The organism is Pseudomonas sp. PA-7-1E, assembly GCF_021605325.1.
Classification (GTDB): Bacteria; Pseudomonadota; Gammaproteobacteria; order Pseudomonadales; family Pseudomonadaceae; genus Aquipseudomonas; species Aquipseudomonas fluorescens_BV.
This window is the reverse complement of the sequence record NZ_WKFA01000018.1, coordinates 59,906-78,635: the sequence shown is the minus strand read 5'-3', so window position 1 is coordinate 78,635 and position 18,730 is coordinate 59,906. Positions and strand designations below refer to the sequence as shown.

The window sequence follows — 18,730 nt, the reverse complement described above, 5'->3', positions numbered from 1 at the left end:
AATGAGCCAACGCTACGCTCAATTGGCCTTGGCCTTGATGCTGCCGTGCCTGCCCCTGGGCATGGCGATGGGCGCATCGGGCAGCTGCAACGCCCTGGGCCAATTGCCCGCCGTGATCGAGGTAGGCGAAGGCTTGCAGACCGAGCTGCAGTCGCCGGTAGCGATTACGCGCCTGGCTATCGGCGACCCGAAAATTGCCGATGTGCGGGTCAACGGCGACCGCCATTTCCTGCTCACTGGCGTCGGCAGCGGCGCTACCAGCCTGATGGTGTGGACCGGCTGCTCGACCACGCCGCGCCAGAGCATGGTGTTCGTCAAGGGCAAGGCTACTTCGGCGCTGACCAGCCAATCGCTGTCGCCCTCCGAAGACCCGACGCTGCCCAGCCAGGTGCAGACCGATATTCGTTTTGTCGAGGTCAGCCGCACCAAGCTCAAGGAAGCCAGCACCAAGATCCTGGGCATGGGTAAAAACTTCTTCCTCGGCAGCCCCGACTTGCTGTCCCCGTCAGAGGGCATTTTCAAATTGCCGGTGAGTGCCGACAACTTCAACATCGGGTTTGGCGGTGGCCGGGTCAAGGCACTGATCAACGCCCTGGAAAGCAGCGGTTTCGCCTATACCCTGGCGCGCCCGAGCCTGGTGGCCATGAGCGGCCAGAGCGCGACCTTCCTGGCCGGCGGCGAAGTGCCGATTCCGGTGCCCAGTGCCGGCAGCGATACCATCACCATCGAATACAAGGAGTTCGGTATTCGCCTGACCCTCACGCCCACGGTCATCGACCACAACCGCATCGCCCTGAAAGTCGCCCCGGAAGTCAGCGAGCTGGATTACAGCAACGCGATCCGAATCCAGAATATCCAGGTGCCGGCCCTGACCGTCCGGCGCACCGACACCAGTGTGTCACTGGCCGACGGTGAAAGCTTCGTGATCAGCGGCCTGATCAGCAGCACCAACCGCTCCACCATCGCCAAGCTCCCGGGCCTGGGCGATATCCCGATCCTTGGTGCGTTTTTCCGCGACTCCAATATCCAGAGCGAAGAGAAAGAACTGCTGATGATTGTCACGCCGCATCTGGTCCAGCCACTGGCTGCCAATGCGCAGTTGCCGTCGCTGCCCGGCGAAAAACTGCGCACCTATGACCCGAACTGGTTCCGCCTGTTCTTCCTGGAAAACGGCAACTTCGACCGTCGCAGTGGACTTTCCCAATGAGCGATAGCCTGAGCCAGACCTTCCTGGCAATCACCCGTAACAGCACCGACCTGGAATGGCTCCAGGGTGCCCTGGCCCCTCTTGGCCAAGTGATCAACGTGGGCGGCGGCAGCCTGGATGAATTGCTGGCACTGGTGGACGTGACCTTCGCCAACCTGGTGTTCGTGGGCCTGGACCGCGAGCACCTGGTAGCCCAGAGCGCCTTGATCGAAGGCGCCCTGGAAGCCAAGCCGATGTTGGCGGTGGTGGCCTTGGGCGACGGCATGGACAACCAGTTGGTACTCAACGCCATGCGTGCCGGCGCTCGGGATTTTGTCGCCTATGGTTCACGCTCCAGCGAAGTGGCCGGGCTGGTGCGGCGCCTGAGCAAGCGCTTGCCGCCCAGCGCGCCGAACGCCCATCTGGGCGGCCTCACCGTGCTCTACGGTGCCCAGGGCAATACCGATGGCGCCCTGCTGGCGAGCCACCTGGCGATGGTGGTGCAAAAGAGCGGCCAGCAGACGCTGATGCTCGACCTCGGCCTGCCCAGGGGCGACAGCCTGGCGCTGCTGGGCCTGGACAGCACCTTCAATTTCGGCGACGCCTTGCGCCACCTGCGACGCCTGGACGCCACCCTGATCAACAGCGCGTTCACCAGCACCGACGACGGCCTGCGGATCCTTGCCTACGCCGCCAGCGATGACCCGTTGGAAATGACCAGCGCCGCCGAGCTGTACATGTTGCTCAGCGCCTTGCGTCAGCACTTCCAGCACATCGTGGTCAACCTCACCGGGCAAGCGGACAGCGAAGCCCTGCGCACCTTTGTCAGCCACTGCGACAAGCTGCTGTGGTGCACCGACCAGTGCGTACTCGACTGTCGGCGTAACCTGGCGATGCTGAACCTGTGGCGCGAAAAAGGCATGAAGCTCGACCATGCCAAGCTGCTCGTCGATCGCTACGTCAAAGGCTGCGCCCCCGGCACCGAAGCCCTGGAAAAAAGCTTCGGCCTGGAGTGCATCGCCGTGCTGCCCCTGAGCCCCGAAGTGCGCCTGAACGCCAAGAACCAGGGGCAAAGCCTGTTCACCCTGGCCCCCCGCGAAGCGTTGACCCAAGCCCTGCGCCACCTGGGCGAGCGCCTGGCCAAACGCACCGAAGGACTGGATAAACCTTCGACGCGCTGGTTCGAACGCCTTTTGGGAGCGAGTCGATGAACGGCGAAAAACTCTTCGGCGCTCCGGCCCGTGGAAGTACCGCGCACAACGACCACGACGGCCTGAAACTGGTGCTGCATCGCTACATCATCGATGCCATCGAAGAGTCGGGCCAGAACCTGCTGGAAGGCTCGCGCCAATCCCTGGCGCAATTTGTCATCGACAAAGTGGCCGAATACATCACGCGCATGCACCTGGCGATTTCGCGCTATGAGATGGAGCGCTTGGCCGAGGAAATCGTCGATGAGCTGACCGGCTTCGGCCCGCTGGAAGTACTGCTGCGCGATGTGTCGATCACCGAGATCCTGGTCAACGGCCCGCACAGGGTGTTTATCGAGCGTGACGGAGTACTCCACCAGAGCGACCTGCGCTTTATCGACGCGCACCATGTAGAACGCGTGATGCAGCGCATTCTCGCGCCCCTTGGAAGGCGCCTGGATGAGTCGTCGCCGATGGTCGATGCGCGCTTGCCGGATGGCAGCCGGGTCAACGCGATCATCCCGCCGATTGCCCTGGACGGCCCGTGCCTGTCGATCCGTAAATTTCGCAAGGACATGCTCAAGAGCAGCGACCTGGTGGCGATGCAAACCATCGACCACAACATCTTCGAGTTCTTCCAGGAGGCGGTGGGCAAGCGCTGCAATATCCTCATCAGTGGCGGCACCGGCACCGGCAAGACCACGCTGCTCAATATCCTCAGCCAATTGATCAACCCCCATGAACGCCTGGTCACCATCGAAGACGTAGCTGAGCTGCAACTGGGCCACCCCCACGTGGTGCGCCTGGAAACCCGCCCGCCCAATGCCGAGGGGCATGGCGAGGTCAAGGCCAGCGACCTGATTCGCAACGCCCTGCGGATGCGCCCGGACCGCATCATCCTTGGCGAGATCCGTGGCGTCGAAGTGCTCGACGTGATGACGGCCATGAACACCGGCCATGACGGTTCCATGAGCACCGTGCACGCCAACAATGCCCAGGACGCGCTATTGCGCCTGGAAACCCTGGTGGGTCTGACCGGCCGTGTGGTGGCGGAGAAAACCCTGCGGCAGATGATCTGCGCCGCACTGGATGTGGTGATCCAACTGACGCGCCTGCCCGATGGGCGCCGTTGCGTCAGCGAGGTGGTAGAAGTGGTGGGCGTACGCGACGACGTGTATGTCACCAACACCCTGTTCCGCCTCGACCGCCGTACCGGCTTCGGCTTTCTGCGCGAAGCGCTCAACCCGGCCGGCGACAAGCTGCGGCGCGAATCGGCATTGCCGTTGTAGAGAGGGCTCATGACCGGACTTGTCTTGCTGCTCATTTGCATCCTGCTGATCAGCCTGTCCGTCTGGCTGTTCCAGCGAGGGTTGCGCCAGGCCGGCACCGACCGGGTGCTGGAGCGGCTCAGCGACGGCCAGCCGGTGCCCCAGGAGCCGAACGGCAGCTGGGTCGCGCTGGAGCGCATGTTCCAGCGCGCCGGCCTGGGCAAGCCCACCGACCGCCTGGGTTTGTGGCTGAGCGGCTGGGCGCTGGGCATGTTGCTGGGCTATCTGCTGGCCGGCGGGCTGGGACTGTTGGCCATGCTGATCCTGCCGCCGCTGCTGCTGCGGGTGTATATCGCCTGGCGCTACCAACGGCGAGTGCAGCGCATGGTCGAACAATTACCGCAGCTGCTGGACCACAGCGTGCGCAGCCTCAAGTCTGGGCGCACCCTGGCGGACGCTGTGCTGGGCGCGATCGACAGCACCGAAGCGCCGCTCAAGCAGGCCATGAGCCGCATCCAGCGCAACGTGCAAATGGGCGTGAGCCTGCCGGAGTCGGTCAGCGACTTTGCCGAGTTTTACGAGCGCGATGAATTCCGCCTGTTTGCTCTTGGCCTGAAGGTCAACCACCGCTACGGCGGCAACGCCAGCGAGCTGCTGGAAAACCTGATCAAGATGATCCGCGAGCGCGAACAGGGTGCGCGCCAACTCAAGGCCATGACTGGCGAAACGCGCATGACCGCCTATGTGCTGGCGGGTTTGCCTATCGTCATGGTCGGCTACTTCCTGATGGTCAACCCGGGCTACCTGATGAGCATGTGGAATGACGGAACCGGGCGCCACCTGCTGCTGGCCGCGGTGGCGCTCGACATCACGGGCACCTTCGTCATGTGGCGCATGTTGCGGAGTATTTGAGATGGCCATCCTGATTTGCATCCTTTTGTCGCTCGCCGCCGTCGCCTTGATCGTCGGCAACCTGCTAGAGCAAAGGCGCCGACAACGCCTGGTCAGCCAACGCCTGCAAGGCCAACTGACCCGTGAGGACAAACTCGGCAGCCTGATGCGCCAACTGGGCGCCAGCTCCGTGGCCCAGCGCTCGGTCAGCCTGGACAACGAAACCCAGACCCTGCTCAACCGAGTCGGTTGGCGTAAAACCAACCAGCGCTCCATGTTTGCCGCTTTCCAGATCGGCGTGCCCATCGTGTTGCTGGGCTTGACCCTGCTCGGCCAACAGCTGCTGTTTCCCCATGCCGGCTCACCCTGGATTGCCCCGGCGATTGCCCTGGGCATCGGTTACTTGCTGCCCAAACGCATCCTCGCCCTCAGTGCGAAATACCGCCAGGAGCGTATCGCTCGGGAAATCTCCACCTTCATTCCATTACTGCGCATCCTGTTCGAATCCGGCATGGCAGTTGAGCAATCGCTGCGGGTGTTGGGCACCGAAGCCCAGCGCTTGCTGCCAGACCTGACCCATGAACTGCGCCTGATCCTGGCAAGGGTCGACTCGGGCCTGGAACTGTCCGAAGAGCTGGGCAAGACCGCACGCCTGTTGGCCGTGGATGAGTTCACCGACACCTGCATCATCCTTCAGCAGTTGATCCACCAGGGCGGCGGCGCGATGAAATCCTTGCTGGCCCTCAAGCAGTTGCTTGACGACCGCCGCCTGACCCGCCTGCAGGAATACATCTCGAAGATGTCCGCGAAGATGTCCGTGGTGATGATGGTGTTCCTGTTTCCCGCCTTGCTGATCGTGCTGGGGGGGCCGGCCATGATCGCCATCTCCCGAGCCTTGAATAACTTTTGAGGAGCCTGCCATGAAACCACTGATCGTCGCCTTGAGCCTGCTGATGCTGGGCGGCTGTGCCAGCAACGGCCAGGTTCCGTGGGCCGGGTTGCTGGCGCCGGGCAGTTGCCCCAAGCCCAGCTCGGACCAGGAGCTGTCGCTGAACCTGGCCGATGACATGGCCAACGAAGGCAAGCTGCACGCCAGCCTTGCCAACCTGCAGAACCTGCCCAGCGCCCTGCCCCAGGTTCGTCAACGCCAGGCCCGTGCCTATCGCTTGCTAGGCCGTCCTGACGCCGAGCCGTTGTACCGCAGCCTGCTGGGCACCTGCCTGGCCGCCGACGGTGAGCACGGCCTGGGGCAACTGGCGTCGGCCAAGGGCGACAACGGCCAGGCCATGGCTCACCTGCAACGCGCAGCACGGCTGGCGCCCACCGACGAAAAAATCCGCAACGACCTGGGCGTGGTGTACCTCGATCAACGGCGCCTTGAAGACGCGCGCTTTGAATTCATGACCGCCATCGAACTCAAGCAGAGCGATCAATTGGCGGCGGTCAACCTGGTGACCTTGCTGATCTATCAGGACAACTGGGAGCAAGCCGCGAAAGTGGTCGGCCAACTCGGGTTGAGCCCTGATCAGGTGACCCGAGCCCAGGCACGGGCGCAACACCTCAAGGACGCTGGCACGGCACCGCAGCGCCCAGTCAAAGATCAGGTAGCGGCGGTCAGCGATACGCTGCCGGCCTCTGTGAAATAAGGAGTCGATGATGAAATTCCAATACCTCGCCGGCCTTGCATGCCTGGCCCTGCCCCTCCTCGCTTCGGCCATCGAAGCGGGGCCGTCTTCACCCCGGCAGGCCGAAACGGAAAACTGGATGGCACTGCAACTGAGCGGGCGCGCAGCCTCGGCCAACCCCCAGAAAACCACGCCGGCAGAACGCGAACAGGCGCTCAAGCGCTGGCTGGACAGCAACAAGCACCCGATTCCGGAGTTCTTTGATCAGAACATAGGCGGCACTGCGCAAAGTGGAAGCAAGTAAAGCTACTGTGGCGAGCAAGCTTGCTTGCGCTGGGGAGCGAAGCGCCCCCAAGAAAAGCCGACTCCAGCTGCGCTGTCGAGCGGGAGCAAGCTCCCTCGCCACAGAAAGATGGCTCCTGCAAGGTTTGCTTGGGCCTTTAGTGCGCAGTCACCCGCTGGCGCATCGCCGAGTTGCTCGGTGACAACGCCAGCGCCAACTGCGTGCGGTTGTGCATATGGGTCAGGCGCAGCACCTGGGACACGTACAGCTTCACCGTGTTCTCGGTAATCCCCAATTCACAGGCAATCTGATAGTTGGTCTGGCCCTTGCCCACCAGGCGAGCCACATCCAGCTGGCGCGGTGACAGCTGATTGAAAATCGCCGGGATCTCCAACGGCCCGGCTTCATCGGTCGATGGGTCCCCATCATGGTCCTGGAGCGTCGGGTTGCGACGCACTTTGTCCAAGTCCATATACAAGTCATTGATCGATTCGGACAGGTACTGCAACTTCTGGTTGAGCGTGCCCAGCTGCAGGTCTTTTTGCCGTTCCTCCAACGCCGCTTCCTGGCGCTTGAGGCCTTCGAGCAATTCATCGAGGTTGATCGGCTTCTGGTAGTAATCGGCGATGCCCGCACGCAGGGCTTTGATCACATCCTGTTTGTCGGCACGACCGGTGAGCATGATCGCTTCGAACGCACGATGTTTGCCGGCGATCCGTTGCAGCGCCTGGACCAGTTCGATGCCGTCCATGTCCGGCATATGCAGGTCACACAGCACTAAACCAATCTGAAGGTCTTCGCCAAAACGCTGGACCGCTTGCTGGCTGGACTCGCACGGGACACAACGGTACCCGCTGCTTTCAAGAAATTCACAGAGTTCCTCCACGATCAATGGTTGATCGTCGACAACGAGCACTTTTACTGCAGACGTAAGCTTGTTCACGCGCTACTCCATGCCTGGCAAGCCAAATGATGACCTATCCTTTCTGACGAAAACTCCTACACAACTACTCATTAAACGTAGACGTACTTTCCGACTATGTACATAGCATTAATCAACTCGTGCGACTGATGGATCCAAAACCAGCTGCCGGCAAAACCTGTCAAAACGAAGGGCGCAAAGGGCTGTTTTGTTGACGCTTGCCCTGCCCGCTCAACGCGATTTGAGCTAAGCCATTGATGCATAAGTGTCCAGGCCACCATGACGATGCCGGCACCGATCAACGCCCCCAACAGGTAGTCGATATTGGAGGCCAGCCCCAAGGCGGCTAGCAACTTCACATCCCCCGCGCCAAAGCGGCCCAACGCATAGCCCGGCAAGGTCAGTACCAGTGCCAAAGCCAAGGCCAGGCCGCCCTCGCTGCGGGGCGCACCCAGCCAGGTCGAGCCCGCCCATAGCAGGTAAATCAGCGCCAACAGCCCGACGCCCAGGGTCAGCGTATTGGCAATTTGGCGCTGGCGAATATCCTGCACAGCACATACGCCCAACCACAGCACAATCACTAGCGTCTGGATCACGTAAAAAACATCCCTTTTGGCTGAATGATTCTATGCTGATATCAAGTACTCGACTCAGGGTAGACGCAGTCATGAAATCGAGCCTCCCGAGAAAGCAAAAAGGCGCTGCGGCGATCGAGTTTGCCTTGGTCTTCGTGATTTTCTTTGCAGTGTTCTACGGCATGCTCAGCTACAGCTTGCCGCTGCTGTTGATGCAGTCATTTCACCAAGCGGCAGCCGAAGGGGTACGCCGCAGTGTGTCCCTGGACCCCAGCACCGCAGGCTATTCGGCCCTGGTGGTGCAACGCGCCAAGGATGCCGCCCAGGCCCAATTGAACTGGATCCCCGGCTCATTGAAATTCTTGCCCGGCTATATCACCGCCACCTACACCAATAATTTGCTGACAGTGAAGATCACCTACCCCTCGGCCAATATCAAAGCGGTCTTGCCGGCCCTGGTATTGCCCGGGGTGGGCACCGTACCCAACCTGCCCACCAACCTCACTGCTACCTCGAGCCTTCAGTTTTGACGACGGGGGATAAATTGTTCGCACGCCTGCGCGGGCGCACCAGCGCCCTGGCCTTGGACGCGCCAGCAGCACCCGCGTCGGGCCTGCAAGTGCAACTGGACAACCTGGGTGGGGTGCTGAACATCTCGGGCACCTTGAAGCCTTTACTTGCCCAGCATCTTGCCAACGCGCCCAACCCCCCCTTGCAGACCTTGCTGTGTGCCGACAGCGCGCGGAGTGTCGAGGGCACGCCGCAGGAGTGGCAACGACACGGCCTGGACCTCGACTTCCAGGGCGCTGCTGGCCAGGTCCTGCATACCCGCGGCTGGATCGAGCCGGAGGGCGACGGCTGGGCCCTGCACCTGCTGGACATCACTGACCTGCTGGCCGACCGAGTACGGGTGCAGCAACGCGAACAGAACCACCAACTCGCCGCCCTGATGAGCGAACAGCTGCGCGTGTGCAGCCCCAACCGCCTGCCCGAGGTGTTCAGCGAACACCTGCGCAGCGTGGCCCAGCGTTGGCGCATCCCCTGCGTCGCCATGGCACTGCTCGACGAAGATGATCAAGGCTGGCGCATCTACAGTCACTACGCCGCTCACGACGCCCCGGCCTTGTGGCAGACCGGGCAACACCTGGGCACCAGCCTGGACAGCATCAACGGCAACACGCCACTGAGCCTGGACATTACCCAGGGGCGCAGCGACAACCCGCGCCTGCACAGTGTATTTGGCAATGCCGACGGCTTCCTGGTGCCGTACCGCGACAGCCATGGCGCCGCCGCGTGGCTGCTGTGTGGCTTCTATAACGGCCAGGCACACCACACCGGCGAGCGTGACTGGCTGAACCTGTGCGCAGCACTCGCCGCGCCGCTGCTGGGCCGTCTGCGCGAACAGCGTCACCACCAGCAACTGGAACGGGTAGAAGCCCTGCAAGGCCTGCTCGGCACTGGCTGGTGGGAACTGTTGCCCGCTACCCAGGAAATCCAACTGGCGCCACAATTGCTGCGCAACCTGAGCCTGGACGACGGCCCCACCCGCCAACCCCTCGGTACCTGGCTCGAGCTCATCCACCCCGCCGACCGTCAGGCCCTCGACAGCCGCCTGCAAGACCTGCAAGCCCTGGGCAAGCCACTGCTGACCAACGTGCGCCTGCAACGCACCGAGTCCGAGCAGTCGCCCCTGTGGTACCGCATACAAGGCCAAGTGCTGGGAGCCGGCAATGAACGGCGCTGGGTCGGCTTCATGCTCGACATCAGCGACATTCAGAACCAGCAACTGCAAGCCGCCGCCGCCCATGCGCGCCTGGACAACCTGATCGCCAGCTCACCGGCCGTCATCTATGTGCAGCGCTACGTCAACGGCGCGCTGCACCCAGCGTTTTTCAGCGCCAGCCTGTTGCCGCTGCTGGGCTGGACCTTGGCCGATTGCAACCACGACACCCTGGCGGCGCTGATCCACCCCGACGACCGAGAACACTACTTCGAACGCACCCGCCAGCTGCTGCGCGAAGGCAACGTGCGCAGCCGCTACCGCCTGCGCGACAAGCAAGGCAACTACCACTGGCTGCTCGACGAAGCCAAGCTTTTGCGCGACGACCTCGGCTTGCCGGTGGAAGCCGTGGGCCTTTGGCTGGACGTCACAGAGGCGACCCTGGCCGCCGAGCAGGTGCGCCAAAGTGAAGAGCGCTACCGCATCCTGGTGGAAGACTCGCCAGCGATGATCTGTCGCTACCGTCCCGACCTGATCCTCACCTTTGGCAACACGCCGCTGGCCAATTACCTGGAATGCCGGCCCGACCAATTGCCAGGCATCGACTTGGGCCAGTGGCTGTCGGATGAACAGCGCGCCGCCTTTATGCAACGCATTCAGCAACTGACCCCGGAATTCCCGGTGAGCACCGCGGAAATCAGCCTGCAACTGCCGGGGCGCGAACATGCCTGGTGGGTGTGGTCGGACCGTGGCGTCTTCGATGAACAAGGCGCCCTGATCGAAGTGCAAGCCGTAGGGCGCGACAACACCGAAGTACGCCGCTCCCAGCAGCAACTGACCCAAAGCGCGAAAATGGCCACCCTCGGCGAAATGGCCACCGGCCTGGCCCATGAGATCAACCAGCCGCTGAACGTGATGCACATGGCCATCACCAATGTGCTCAAGCGCCTGGGCAATGGCGATGTGCAAATCGACTACCTCACGGAAAAACTGCAGCGTATCGACGCCCAGGTGCAACGCGCGGCACGGGTGGTCGACCATATGCGCGTGTTCGGCCGCCGCTCGGAAATCGAGCAGCAACCGTTCGACCCCGCGCAGGCGCTGGAGGGCACCCTGTCCCTGCTCAGCGAAGGCCTGCGCGGCAAAGGTGTAGACGTGCGCATCAGCCCTGCGGACTTCTCGGTGCAGGTCAAAGGCTATGTCGACCAGCTGGAACAGGTGCTGATCAACCTGATGGTCAATGCCCGCGACGCATTACTCAGCCGGCGAGAAAAAGACCCCGCCCTGCGCCCCTGGATTGCCCTGCACAGCGAGCACGACAGCCGCCATGTGCGTATCTGGGTCGAAGACAACGCCGGCGGGATCGACCCGCGCCTGTTGGAGCGGATTTTCGAACCGTTCTTTACCACCAAGCCGATAGGCGTCGGCACCGGATTGGGGCTCTCGGTGAGCTATGGGATTGTGGAAAACATGGGTGGGCGCCTGAGCGTCACCAACGGCGAGGCCGGCGCGAAATTCTGCGTCGAGTTACCCATCGCGCAAAACTCAATCAGCTAACCACGATGCGAAGCGAGCCGCTCTTGCTCTTGCTCTGCTTTTGATCTTAGGCGCCCCGTCAAACCACGCTGGCCGGAATTCGACAGGGATTTGGGGGGTAAACCGGCAGGGATGCCGGTTTAGCCGCCCCGCGCCATGGATGGCGCGTGGCGGCGGCCCCCCAAATCACTGGCGGATTGCGGGCACACCGAGCCTAGGCGAGGTGCCGAGTGGTGGGGCAAGAGCCTTTTGCTTACTTTTGGGCTCTTTTCAAAAGTGAGCCGCTGTAAAAGCGGAACCCTAAGTGGCCGTTACCGCAGGAATGGATATGTACTCGGTATACCTGTGTCGGCTGTCAGGCCGCCATCGCAGGCAAACCAGCTCCCACATTTGGAACGCGGGGTGTCAGCCAGATAGGCGTCGGCTGTCAGGCCGCCATCCCAGACAAGCCCCCACATTTGGAACGCGGCGCGTCAGATATACCAACAGGCTAAATCACCAGATAAGCCCGGCCCATATGGCAAGAGAGATTGGCACCGACTTCGGCGTTACCCAGGTTGATGCCCAAGGCGCTGAGTAAAGTGTTGACGACGGGGTCGAGAATCGGCGACAGCACGTTCTGGATCAACCCCACCACCGCCGTAGTGATAGTCGCCAACAGCCCGGCGACCCCAGCCAACGCACCATTGGAGACACTCCCGCTGGGTGGTGCGTAAGTCACCTGCAAGCCATTAAGGGTCGCCGCCAGGCTGCCGACGATATTGGCGGTGCCCGGCGCGAACTTGTAGGTGGGCGGCGCATTCATCTCGGCCACCGGCGCAAACACCATCGTGCTGGTTTGCGCGGCAATGGTGGAGTTGGCTTTCAACAGCAAACCACCCCCCACATTGGGTGTACGGTTGGGGCTGCACAGCAGCGTCAGGACCACACAGTAGCGCTGGCCAAAATCGATCAGCCTGACCGGCTGCACATCGACTGCTGCGGAGGAAGAAAAAGCCGCCACCGGATCCACTGTACCGACCGCCAGGGTCGCCAGGGACGTAGTGGCTTTCACCGTCAAGGATTTGGAGGCCGGCGAGTCGCAATTGAAATCCGTGACATTGGTTTGCGCACTGCCGGCTTCGATGTAAATGGCCAGCGATGTGGTGACATCGACGTCAGCCACATTACAGGCCACCAGGCACAACACACCGCCAACCACCGCCGGCAGGTTGAGGTTCAACAAGCCCTTGACCACCTGGGACACCGGCGTGCCCAGGCCCGTCAATATGGACGCCACGCCAGAGACCGCCTTGATGATCGGCGCCTGCACGGTCACCAACGTGCGCACTTGCGCGGTGCGTACAAAAATCTGATCGGTCGGCGGGGTATTCTGCAAGCCCTTCTTGGCCAGCATAGGATTGCCAATGGCCGACAGCTGCGGCGGTTCGATGACCTTGGTCTGGATCGACACATTGCCCACCAGCGGAATCGCGACCTGCGCCGCCGCACTCACCGCATTCTTGCTGCTGGACAACTGCGCCACCGCTTCCAACAGTTGAAACAATTGCACGTTGCTATTCAGCGCCGCCGTCGGCGTGCCGGTGGCGATGTCAATCAGGTCACCCACGGTCAACAGCTTGCTGTTGGGCGCAATGGCTTGAATCGAAATCACGTCATTGACGACCGCTGTGACCGCCGCACCGTTTTTCTGCAAAACCTTCACAGCAGCGTCGATCAGTTGAGTAGCCGAGACTGCGGTACTGAGCAAGGCATCGTAGTCACCGGCCTTCACGTTCAGGTTAATCGCCAGTTGGTCCAAATAACTGAGCAGGTTGACGTTGGTCTGCAGCAAGCCGTTCCAACCCGCCGCCGTGAGCGAAAGGTTGCCGCCGAGCAGGTTGCCGATGACCAGGTTGAGCAGCGGGGATTTGCCTGAATCGACGCTGGCCAGGCTGCTGCGGATCGACAGCTGCGCCACGGGCGGTGGTGTCGCCGCGACGGCGGTGGCGCTCAAGTTGATTTGCGGGGTAATCGGCGCACCACTGAACAGGTTCCACAGCCCATTGGCAACGCTGGTCATCACAGTGCGGGAAGCCACCACGCGGATAGCGTCGCTCTTGGTGGCATCAGCGGTAAACACACGGGTGTTCAGAGCATTGGTCGCCAGGGTGCCGCATGTCACCGCCAGGGTGCTGCCATTACCGACCACAAAACCGTTGCGCGCCGCATTTTGCGTGGCATAGGCGTTTGCGGTGGTGTTGGTACCGCATTGGCCACCGAGACTGGCTGCCTCCAACGCCGAGGTATCGGCGACGGATTGCAGCTTGCGCTTTTCCAAATACAAGCGCCCGCTGTCGACCGCCAGCAACGTAAACACCAAGGCCAAGGCCAAAGTGCCTGCCGCCATCAAGCCAATTGCACCACGCTGTCTGGAGCCGAATCGGGGAGACATCGAAGCACTCCTGCGCTAACTCTCCGTTGCACTGGAGTGTAGACAAGGCTTCGGCAGGTTGCTGGCAACTCGCCACATTGGCGACTGGCGGAGATGCCCTGATACGCCCTGATACTGTAGGAGCGAGCTTGCTCGCGAAAAACCTACAGACGCCGCGTTGATTCAGGAAGTACGCGTTATCGTTGACGTTTTTCGCGAGCAAGCTCGCTCCTACAGTGAGCGATCAGCGCGGGGGGTAGTTGGAAAGGATCTTGGTCACGGTGCTGCGGATGGCTTTGTTGCGTTCCTCGGGGTTCGGCGTGCTGGCCATCATCTGTTCGTCGCTGCCGCGCCACACCAGCTTGCCGTCCTTGCCGTCGAGCAGGTCGATCTGGATGGTCGCGACCTTGTAGGTGATATTGCGGGTTTCGTTGTACATCGGCGCGCCCCAGTAACCATTCCACGGGCCGCCCCAGGCACCGCCATAGTTGGTGGTGACTTGCTGCTGGCGGTCTTCGACGATCAGGTAGGCCTGTACATTCAGGTCAGCCTTGGTGCCCGCCGCCGCAGGACGCAAACCGCGCTGATCCAGCTGTTCGCCCACGGCCTGGCGGATGCGTTGCTCGGTGAGGTCGCTCTTGATCCTCGGGTCATCGGGACGGTACTGCAACGCTGGGTCTTTCCAGGCCCAATTGCGGTAGGCGCCGAAGTCTCGGCTGGCGTCGAAATCGTGGTTGACCTGGTTGCTCTGGCAACCGCCCAGCAACATGACAACAGCAAGCGCAGCGATGCGACGAAGCATGGTGTTCTCCAAAAACAACGTGGGCATGTAATGAGAATAGCTGCTAACTGGGCGGATAGGCAGCCATTGCCTTCTGCATCGCCTTGCGCAAGCTATCGGCGCGTTCGCTCAGGCTGCCCTGGCTAGTGGTTTCGGCACTGGTGCTCCACACCGGCTGGCGGGTGCGCGCATCGAACAGGCTGATACGCGCCACGGCCACTGTCACTTCATAGGTGCGCACCACGGGCACGCTGTTGTACATGCCGTAACCGTTGCCATAGCGGTTATAGCCGCCGTAGCCGTAACCATAATCGTCCTGGACCTGGCGCAGGCGTTTTTCCAGGCGTACATCGGCGCTCACAAGCAGGTCGGGCGCACGCTTGTCATGCAAGGGGCGCAAGCCGCGCTGATCGAGGGCGCCGCTGACCGCCTCGGCAATCTGTGCCGAATCGGCCCAGGCCGTGCCCGCCGGCAACTGACCGTTGAGCCAACCCCAGCTGCGGTAGGCGCCATAGTCGCGCACCGGCGCGGGGTAGGCGCTGGCATCAAAGGTAGTGGCCGCCTGGGCGGGCGCCGGCGGCATCGGTGCCGAACTGGCCACGTAAGGATTGGGGCTCGAGCAGGCCCCAAGGCCTAGAGACAACAGGATTAAACCGAGACGACGCATGTCGACCTCCCACGCTGGGCCGCTTAAACCGGGCGGCAGATCCAGTGCAAATATCGCCCAAGCCCGGCAAAGCTTGGGTGACGACGGTGAGCGAGCTCCATCTCCAACAAGTCCTGCAGGTTGGCGCGAGCCTGGAATTCCACCGGCATATAGTCGTGGAACACCCGCACGCCACTTTGGCTTTCGACCTGCCACAGCCCTTCGAGTTGCGCCGCCAACTCCCGTGGGTCCAGGGGTTGTTGCGGCGTCAGGCTCTGCTTTTCGCCGGCCATGTCGTTCTTGCGCATTTTGCGGAAGTGGCCTTTGAGCAGATTGCGGTAGATCAACGCATCACGGTTGTAGAACGCCAGGGACAACCAGCCACCCGGCAGCGTCAGTTGGTGCAGTACCGGCAGGATGGCGTGGGGCTCGGCCAACCACTCCAGCACGGCATGACACAGCACCAGATCGTAAGGCTCGGTGAGTTGGCCGAGCAAGTCCTGCCACGGTGCATGAATAAAGGTCGCGGTCTGGCCGGCGTCAACAAAGCGCTGACGCGCCCCTTCAAGCATCGGCGCCGCGGGTTCGGCCAGGGTTACCTCGTGGCCCTGCTCGGCCAGCCACAGCGACATGTGCCCAAGGCCTGCACCGATATCCAGCACGCGCAATGGGCGTTGCGGCAAGGTTTCTAACAGGTCGGCCTGGAGCACCGCCAAGCGAATCGCGCCCTTGGCACCGCCGTAGATTTTTTCGGCAAAGCGCGTGGCCAACTGGTCGAAATGACGATCACTCATGGGCAAACCGCCGTTCGCTATCGGCCAGCTTGGCGCGCACCACTTCGTTCATATCCAGCCCCAGCTCACTGCACAGCAACAGCAGGTACAGGACAATATCGCCGACCTCCTGGCCCGCATGGGCGAGTTTATCGGCGGGCAGTTGGCGGGATTGGTCTTCGGTGAGCCATTGGAAGATTTCCACCAGCTCGGCCATTTCCACGCTGGCAGCCATGGCCAGGTTTTTCGGGCTGTGGAACTGCTTCCAGTCGTTGGTATCGCGGATGCGGTGCAGGCGTTCGGTGAGGTGTTCGAGGTTCATGCGGGGGCTCCTGAATGGGTATAGCTTACCCGATCATTCCCACGCTCTGCGTGGGAATGCTTCCAGTGACGCTCCGCGTCGCCTGCGCGGATGACGGGACGCGGAGCGTCCCAGGCGGCGTTCCCACGCAGAGCGTGGGAACGATCAGCAGAGCGTGGGAGCGATCAGTCGACAACGCTGAACTCGAGCCTGGCGGTTTGGCCGGCTTCATCCAATACGCTGAGCTGATAGCGCCCCAGCCGTTCAAAACTGGCGTTGATGCTGTCCTGATTGGCGCTGTCCCCCAACGGCGCGCCATTGAGGAACCACCAACGCCGGCCACTGCCGCCCAGGGCGGAGATGTTCAGGCGCAAGGCTTGCTGACTGGCGGCGGGCAAACGTAATTGATCGCCCTCGCGCACGCCCACGATGGACAACGGCGACGCCGCAGCCAGCGCCGGTGGAGGGCAATCCGGGTCAGGCGCAGGAATGCGCGCTTCCCGGCGTTCAATCCTTGGCAACCAGGGCTCCAGCGGCGCCGGCCACAGCGCGATGTTTTTGGGGGTTGCGCCAGGGCAATGGGCATCGACCCTCAAACCCTTGGGGTTAACCCAGATGCTTTCCATCAAGCCCACGCTCAAGGGTTGATCCAATGCCTGCAAGGTCGGCGGCGTGGTGTTGTCCAGGGTCCAGGCAAAACGCTGGCGGCGGCAATTGGGGTCGCTGCGGCTCATGGGCTGGCCCAGCGGCCAACAAATCGCTGCCACGCCGATATTGGCAGGCACCGATTTGACTGGCGCACTGATGCCGCGCTGGCTGTCGCGGTTGGTCAGCACGTCATGCACCTGCAACATCAATGGTGCTGCCGACGCCAGGCCGAACTGCCCCGGTACCGGCGTGCCATCGGGCCGGCCGATCCATACGCCAATCAGGTAACGCGGGCCCACGCCAATCGCCCAGGCATCGCGAAAGCCATAACTGGTGCCGGTTTTCCATGCCAGCACCGGCCGTTGGACCAGCTCGGCACGCGGGTCGCGGTCGGGCCGCGCTTGGCCGCTGAGGATGCGCCGCACAATCCATGCGGCGCCGGGCGACAGCAACGGCCGCTCCCTGAGCGTATCGTCCGGCTGTAACCGCAGGCTGGCGCTCTTGCCATCGCGGGCCAGGGCGCTGTAACCACTCACCAGATCTTCCAGACGACTGCCCGCACCGCCGAGGATCAGCGCCAGGTTCGGCTCGGCCAATGCCGGCAACGCCAACGGCATGCCACCGATGCGCATCTGTGCGGCAAAGCGCTTGGGCCCGTAGGCTTCCAGCAGTTGCACCGCAGGCAGGTTCAACGAACTGGACAACGCGGTGCTCGCCGGCACCGCGCCAGTAAAACCCATGGAAAAGTTGCCTGGACGGTAATCGCCATAGCGCCGAGGCACGTCCTGCAACAGCGATTCGGAGTGAATCAGGCCGTCATCCAACGCCATCCCGTAGAGAAAAGGCTTCAAGGTGGAACCGGGCGAACGCAGCGCGCTGATCATGTCCACATGGCCAAAGCGCTTGGTGTCATTGATATCCACCGACCCCAGGTAGGCGCGCACCGCCATGCTTTCTTCTTCCACCACCAGGATGGCCGCGGAGGTGTGCTCCGGCAGGCGTGCGCGCCAGCCCAACAGCAGGTCTTCGAGACGGCGTTGCAAGGTGGCATCCAGCGTGGTGCGAATCAGTGGCGGGCTGTCGGGGCGATTCAGGCGACGTGCGAGCAAGGGCGCCAGGCTCGGTTCCAGGCGTGGGGCGTGCAACAGGGGTTCTTCCAAGGCTTCATCCACCGCCGATTGCGGCCATACCTGAAACTCGGCCAGGCGGCGCAGCACTTTGTCCCGGGCCTGCTGCGCGCGCTGCGGATGACGGTCCGGGCGCAAACGGCTCGGCGCCTGGGGCAATACCGCGAGCAACGCGGCTTCGGCGTGAGTCAGTTGTGAAGGCGACTTGCCCAGGTACGCCCAACTCGCCGCCGCCACGCCCTGCAGCGTGCCGCCGAAAGGCGCACGGTTCAGGTATAGGTTGAGGATTTCGTCCTTGGACAGGTGCCACTCCAACTGCGCGGTACGCCACAGCTGGCGTAACTTGCCGTGCAGGGTGCGTGAGTGCGGGTCGAGCAGGCGCGCCACTTGCATCGACAAGGTACTGCCGCCGGAGACCACCCGCGCGCCGCTCAGGTTTTGCCAGGTCGCACGCACCAGCGCCAACGGGTTTACGCCGGGGTGGTGGTAGAACCAGCGGTCTTCATAGGTGAGCAGCGCGTCGAGGTAATAGGGTGAGACTTCGCGGGTTTGTACCGGGTAGCGCCATACGCCATTGGCATCGGCAAATCGCCACAGCGGCGTGCCATCTTCGGCCAGCACTACCCGGGCCAGGTCGTCCTGGGGCAGGGGCAAAGGCCAGATGCGATCGGCCAGCCATAGCAGGGCAACCACCAACACCACACAACCCAAAGCCCAGCGCAATAACTGTGGGAGCGGGCTTGCTCGCAAAAGCGGTGGGTCAGTTGGCAGAGATGTCACAGGCACGCCGCCTTCGCGAGCAAGCCCGCTCCCACATTGGGCGGAGTACATCCAGGTGTGATTAA

General features: G+C 62.5%; 17 protein-coding genes. 9 read left to right on the top strand and 8 right to left on the bottom strand.

The window, feature by feature from the left end; all coding sequences use genetic code 11:
• Position 1 precedes the first annotated feature (1 nt).
• The 7 genes from GIW79_RS14380 to GIW79_RS14350 are packed head-to-tail and all read left to right on the top strand — an operon-like array spanning position 2 to position 6,464.
• Positions 2–1,207: a type II and III secretion system protein family protein gene (locus GIW79_RS14380; RefSeq protein WP_034125888.1), complete on the top strand. Its 1,206-nt coding sequence runs from the start codon at positions 2–4 to the stop codon at positions 1,205–1,207.
• Entirely contained in the window at positions 1,204–2,397 is a 1,194-nt protein-coding gene (locus tag GIW79_RS14375; RefSeq protein WP_034125887.1) for an AAA family ATPase, read from the top strand. Before GIW79_RS14380 ends, GIW79_RS14375 begins: the two co-directional genes overlap by 4 nt.
• Positions 2,394–3,665, top strand: coding sequence for a CpaF family protein (locus tag GIW79_RS14370; RefSeq protein ID WP_236453595.1), 1,272 nt, complete (start codon positions 2,394–2,396; stop codon positions 3,663–3,665). Before GIW79_RS14375 ends, GIW79_RS14370 begins: the two co-directional genes overlap by 4 nt.
• 9 nt (positions 3,666–3,674) lie before the next feature.
• The gene (locus GIW79_RS14365; RefSeq protein WP_034125885.1) at positions 3,675–4,556 is read left to right on the top strand and encodes a type II secretion system F family protein; all 882 of its coding nucleotides are present in this window, start codon (positions 3,675–3,677) and stop codon (positions 4,554–4,556) included.
• A gap of 1 nt (position 4,557) precedes the next feature.
• The gene (locus tag GIW79_RS14360; protein WP_236453598.1) at positions 4,558–5,445 is read left to right on the top strand and encodes a type II secretion system F family protein; all 888 of its coding nucleotides are present in this window, start codon (positions 4,558–4,560) and stop codon (positions 5,443–5,445) included.
• 10 nt (positions 5,446–5,455) lie between these two features.
• Positions 5,456–6,181, top strand: coding sequence for a tetratricopeptide repeat protein (locus GIW79_RS14355; protein WP_034125883.1), 726 nt, complete (start codon positions 5,456–5,458; stop codon positions 6,179–6,181).
• A gap of 10 nt (positions 6,182–6,191) precedes the next feature.
• Positions 6,192–6,464, top strand: a complete 273-nt coding sequence (locus tag GIW79_RS14350; protein WP_236453600.1) for a DUF3613 domain-containing protein — start codon at positions 6,192–6,194, stop codon at positions 6,462–6,464.
• Between the two features lie 136 nt (positions 6,465–6,600).
• On the opposite strand, the gene GIW79_RS14345 is transcribed toward GIW79_RS14350, so the two are convergent.
• Complete coding sequence (locus tag GIW79_RS14345; protein ID WP_236453603.1) at positions 6,601–7,386, bottom strand: response regulator transcription factor; 786 nt, start codon at positions 7,384–7,386, stop codon at positions 6,601–6,603.
• 71 nt (positions 7,387–7,457) lie between these two features.
• Positions 7,458–7,961 carry a prepilin peptidase gene (locus tag GIW79_RS14340; RefSeq protein ID WP_181124992.1) on the bottom strand — a complete coding sequence of 168 codons (504 nt, stop codon included), beginning with the start codon at positions 7,959–7,961 and terminating at the stop codon, positions 7,458–7,460.
• A 71-nt stretch (positions 7,962–8,032) separates the two neighbouring features.
• On the opposite strand from GIW79_RS14340, the gene GIW79_RS14335 reads away from it, so the two are divergent.
• Together GIW79_RS14335 and GIW79_RS14330 are read left to right on the top strand one after the other, a co-directional pair.
• On the top strand, positions 8,033–8,470 hold the full coding sequence (locus GIW79_RS14335) for a TadE/TadG family type IV pilus assembly protein (RefSeq protein ID WP_003188217.1): 438 nt from the start codon (positions 8,033–8,035) through the stop codon (positions 8,468–8,470).
• Entirely contained in the window at positions 8,467–11,217 is a 2,751-nt protein-coding gene (locus GIW79_RS14330) for a PAS domain-containing sensor histidine kinase (protein WP_236453607.1), read from the top strand. Before GIW79_RS14335 ends, GIW79_RS14330 begins: the two co-directional genes overlap by 4 nt.
• 469 nt (positions 11,218–11,686) lie before the next feature.
• Here GIW79_RS14330 and GIW79_RS14325 read toward each other — a convergent pair whose 3' ends face one another.
• The 6 genes from GIW79_RS14325 to pbpC all read right to left on the bottom strand — a co-directional run bounded on the left by GIW79_RS14325 (position 11,687) and on the right by pbpC (position 18,608).
• Positions 11,687–13,630, bottom strand: a complete 1,944-nt coding sequence (locus GIW79_RS14325) for a pilus assembly protein TadG-related protein (protein ID WP_236453610.1) — start codon at positions 13,628–13,630, stop codon at positions 11,687–11,689.
• 223 nt (positions 13,631–13,853) lie between these two features.
• Positions 13,854–14,411 (bottom strand): DUF4136 domain-containing protein, encoded by a 558-nt coding sequence (locus GIW79_RS14320; RefSeq protein ID WP_034126431.1) that lies wholly within the window; start codon positions 14,409–14,411, stop codon positions 13,854–13,856.
• A gap of 43 nt (positions 14,412–14,454) precedes the next feature.
• Positions 14,455–15,057, bottom strand: coding sequence for a DUF4136 domain-containing protein (locus tag GIW79_RS14315; protein ID WP_003188213.1), 603 nt, complete (start codon positions 15,055–15,057; stop codon positions 14,455–14,457).
• A gap of 23 nt (positions 15,058–15,080) precedes the next feature.
• The gene (locus tag GIW79_RS14310; RefSeq protein ID WP_057977750.1) at positions 15,081–15,830 is read right to left on the bottom strand and encodes a methyltransferase domain-containing protein; all 750 of its coding nucleotides are present in this window, start codon (positions 15,828–15,830) and stop codon (positions 15,081–15,083) included.
• A complete protein-coding gene (locus GIW79_RS14305; RefSeq protein WP_003188211.1) occupies positions 15,823–16,131 on the bottom strand; it encodes a MazG-like family protein in 309 nt (102 codons plus the stop codon). Before GIW79_RS14305 ends, GIW79_RS14310 begins: the two co-directional genes overlap by 8 nt.
• Before the next feature lie 164 nt (positions 16,132–16,295).
• On the bottom strand, positions 16,296–18,608 hold the full coding sequence (gene pbpC, locus GIW79_RS14300) for a peptidoglycan glycosyltransferase PbpC (protein WP_268934291.1): 2,313 nt from the start codon (positions 18,606–18,608) through the stop codon (positions 16,296–16,298).
• Between the last annotated feature and the right edge of the window lie 122 nt (positions 18,609–18,730).

What these genes read in the sequence shown, in the direction of transcription:
- GIW79_RS14380 (WP_034125888.1), top strand. Translation starts at nt 2, where the DNA reads ATGAGCCAACGCTACGCTCAATTGGCCTTGGCCTTGATGCTGCCGTGC.
- GIW79_RS14375 (WP_034125887.1), top strand. Translation starts at nt 1,204, where the DNA reads ATGAGCGATAGCCTGAGCCAGACCTTCCTGGCAATCACCCGTAACAGC.
- GIW79_RS14370 (WP_236453595.1), top strand. Translation starts at nt 2,394, where the DNA reads ATGAACGGCGAAAAACTCTTCGGCGCTCCGGCCCGTGGAAGTACCGCG.
- GIW79_RS14365 (WP_034125885.1), top strand. Translation starts at nt 3,675, where the DNA reads ATGACCGGACTTGTCTTGCTGCTCATTTGCATCCTGCTGATCAGCCTG.
- GIW79_RS14360 (WP_236453598.1), top strand. Translation starts at nt 4,558, where the DNA reads ATGGCCATCCTGATTTGCATCCTTTTGTCGCTCGCCGCCGTCGCCTTG.
- GIW79_RS14355 (WP_034125883.1), top strand. Translation starts at nt 5,456, where the DNA reads ATGAAACCACTGATCGTCGCCTTGAGCCTGCTGATGCTGGGCGGCTGT.
- GIW79_RS14350 (WP_236453600.1), top strand. Translation starts at nt 6,192, where the DNA reads ATGAAATTCCAATACCTCGCCGGCCTTGCATGCCTGGCCCTGCCCCTC.
- GIW79_RS14335 (WP_003188217.1), top strand. Translation starts at nt 8,033, where the DNA reads ATGAAATCGAGCCTCCCGAGAAAGCAAAAAGGCGCTGCGGCGATCGAG.
- GIW79_RS14325 (WP_236453610.1), bottom strand. Translation starts at nt 13,630, where the DNA reads ATGTCTCCCCGATTCGGCTCCAGACAGCGTGGTGCAATTGGCTTGATG.
- GIW79_RS14320 (WP_034126431.1), bottom strand. Translation starts at nt 14,411, where the DNA reads ATGCTTCGTCGCATCGCTGCGCTTGCTGTTGTCATGTTGCTGGGCGGT.
- GIW79_RS14315 (WP_003188213.1), bottom strand. Translation starts at nt 15,057, where the DNA reads ATGCGTCGTCTCGGTTTAATCCTGTTGTCTCTAGGCCTTGGGGCCTGC.
- GIW79_RS14310 (WP_057977750.1), bottom strand. Translation starts at nt 15,830, where the DNA reads ATGAGTGATCGTCATTTCGACCAGTTGGCCACGCGCTTTGCCGAAAAA.
- GIW79_RS14305 (WP_003188211.1), bottom strand. Translation starts at nt 16,131, where the DNA reads ATGAACCTCGAACACCTCACCGAACGCCTGCACCGCATCCGCGATACC.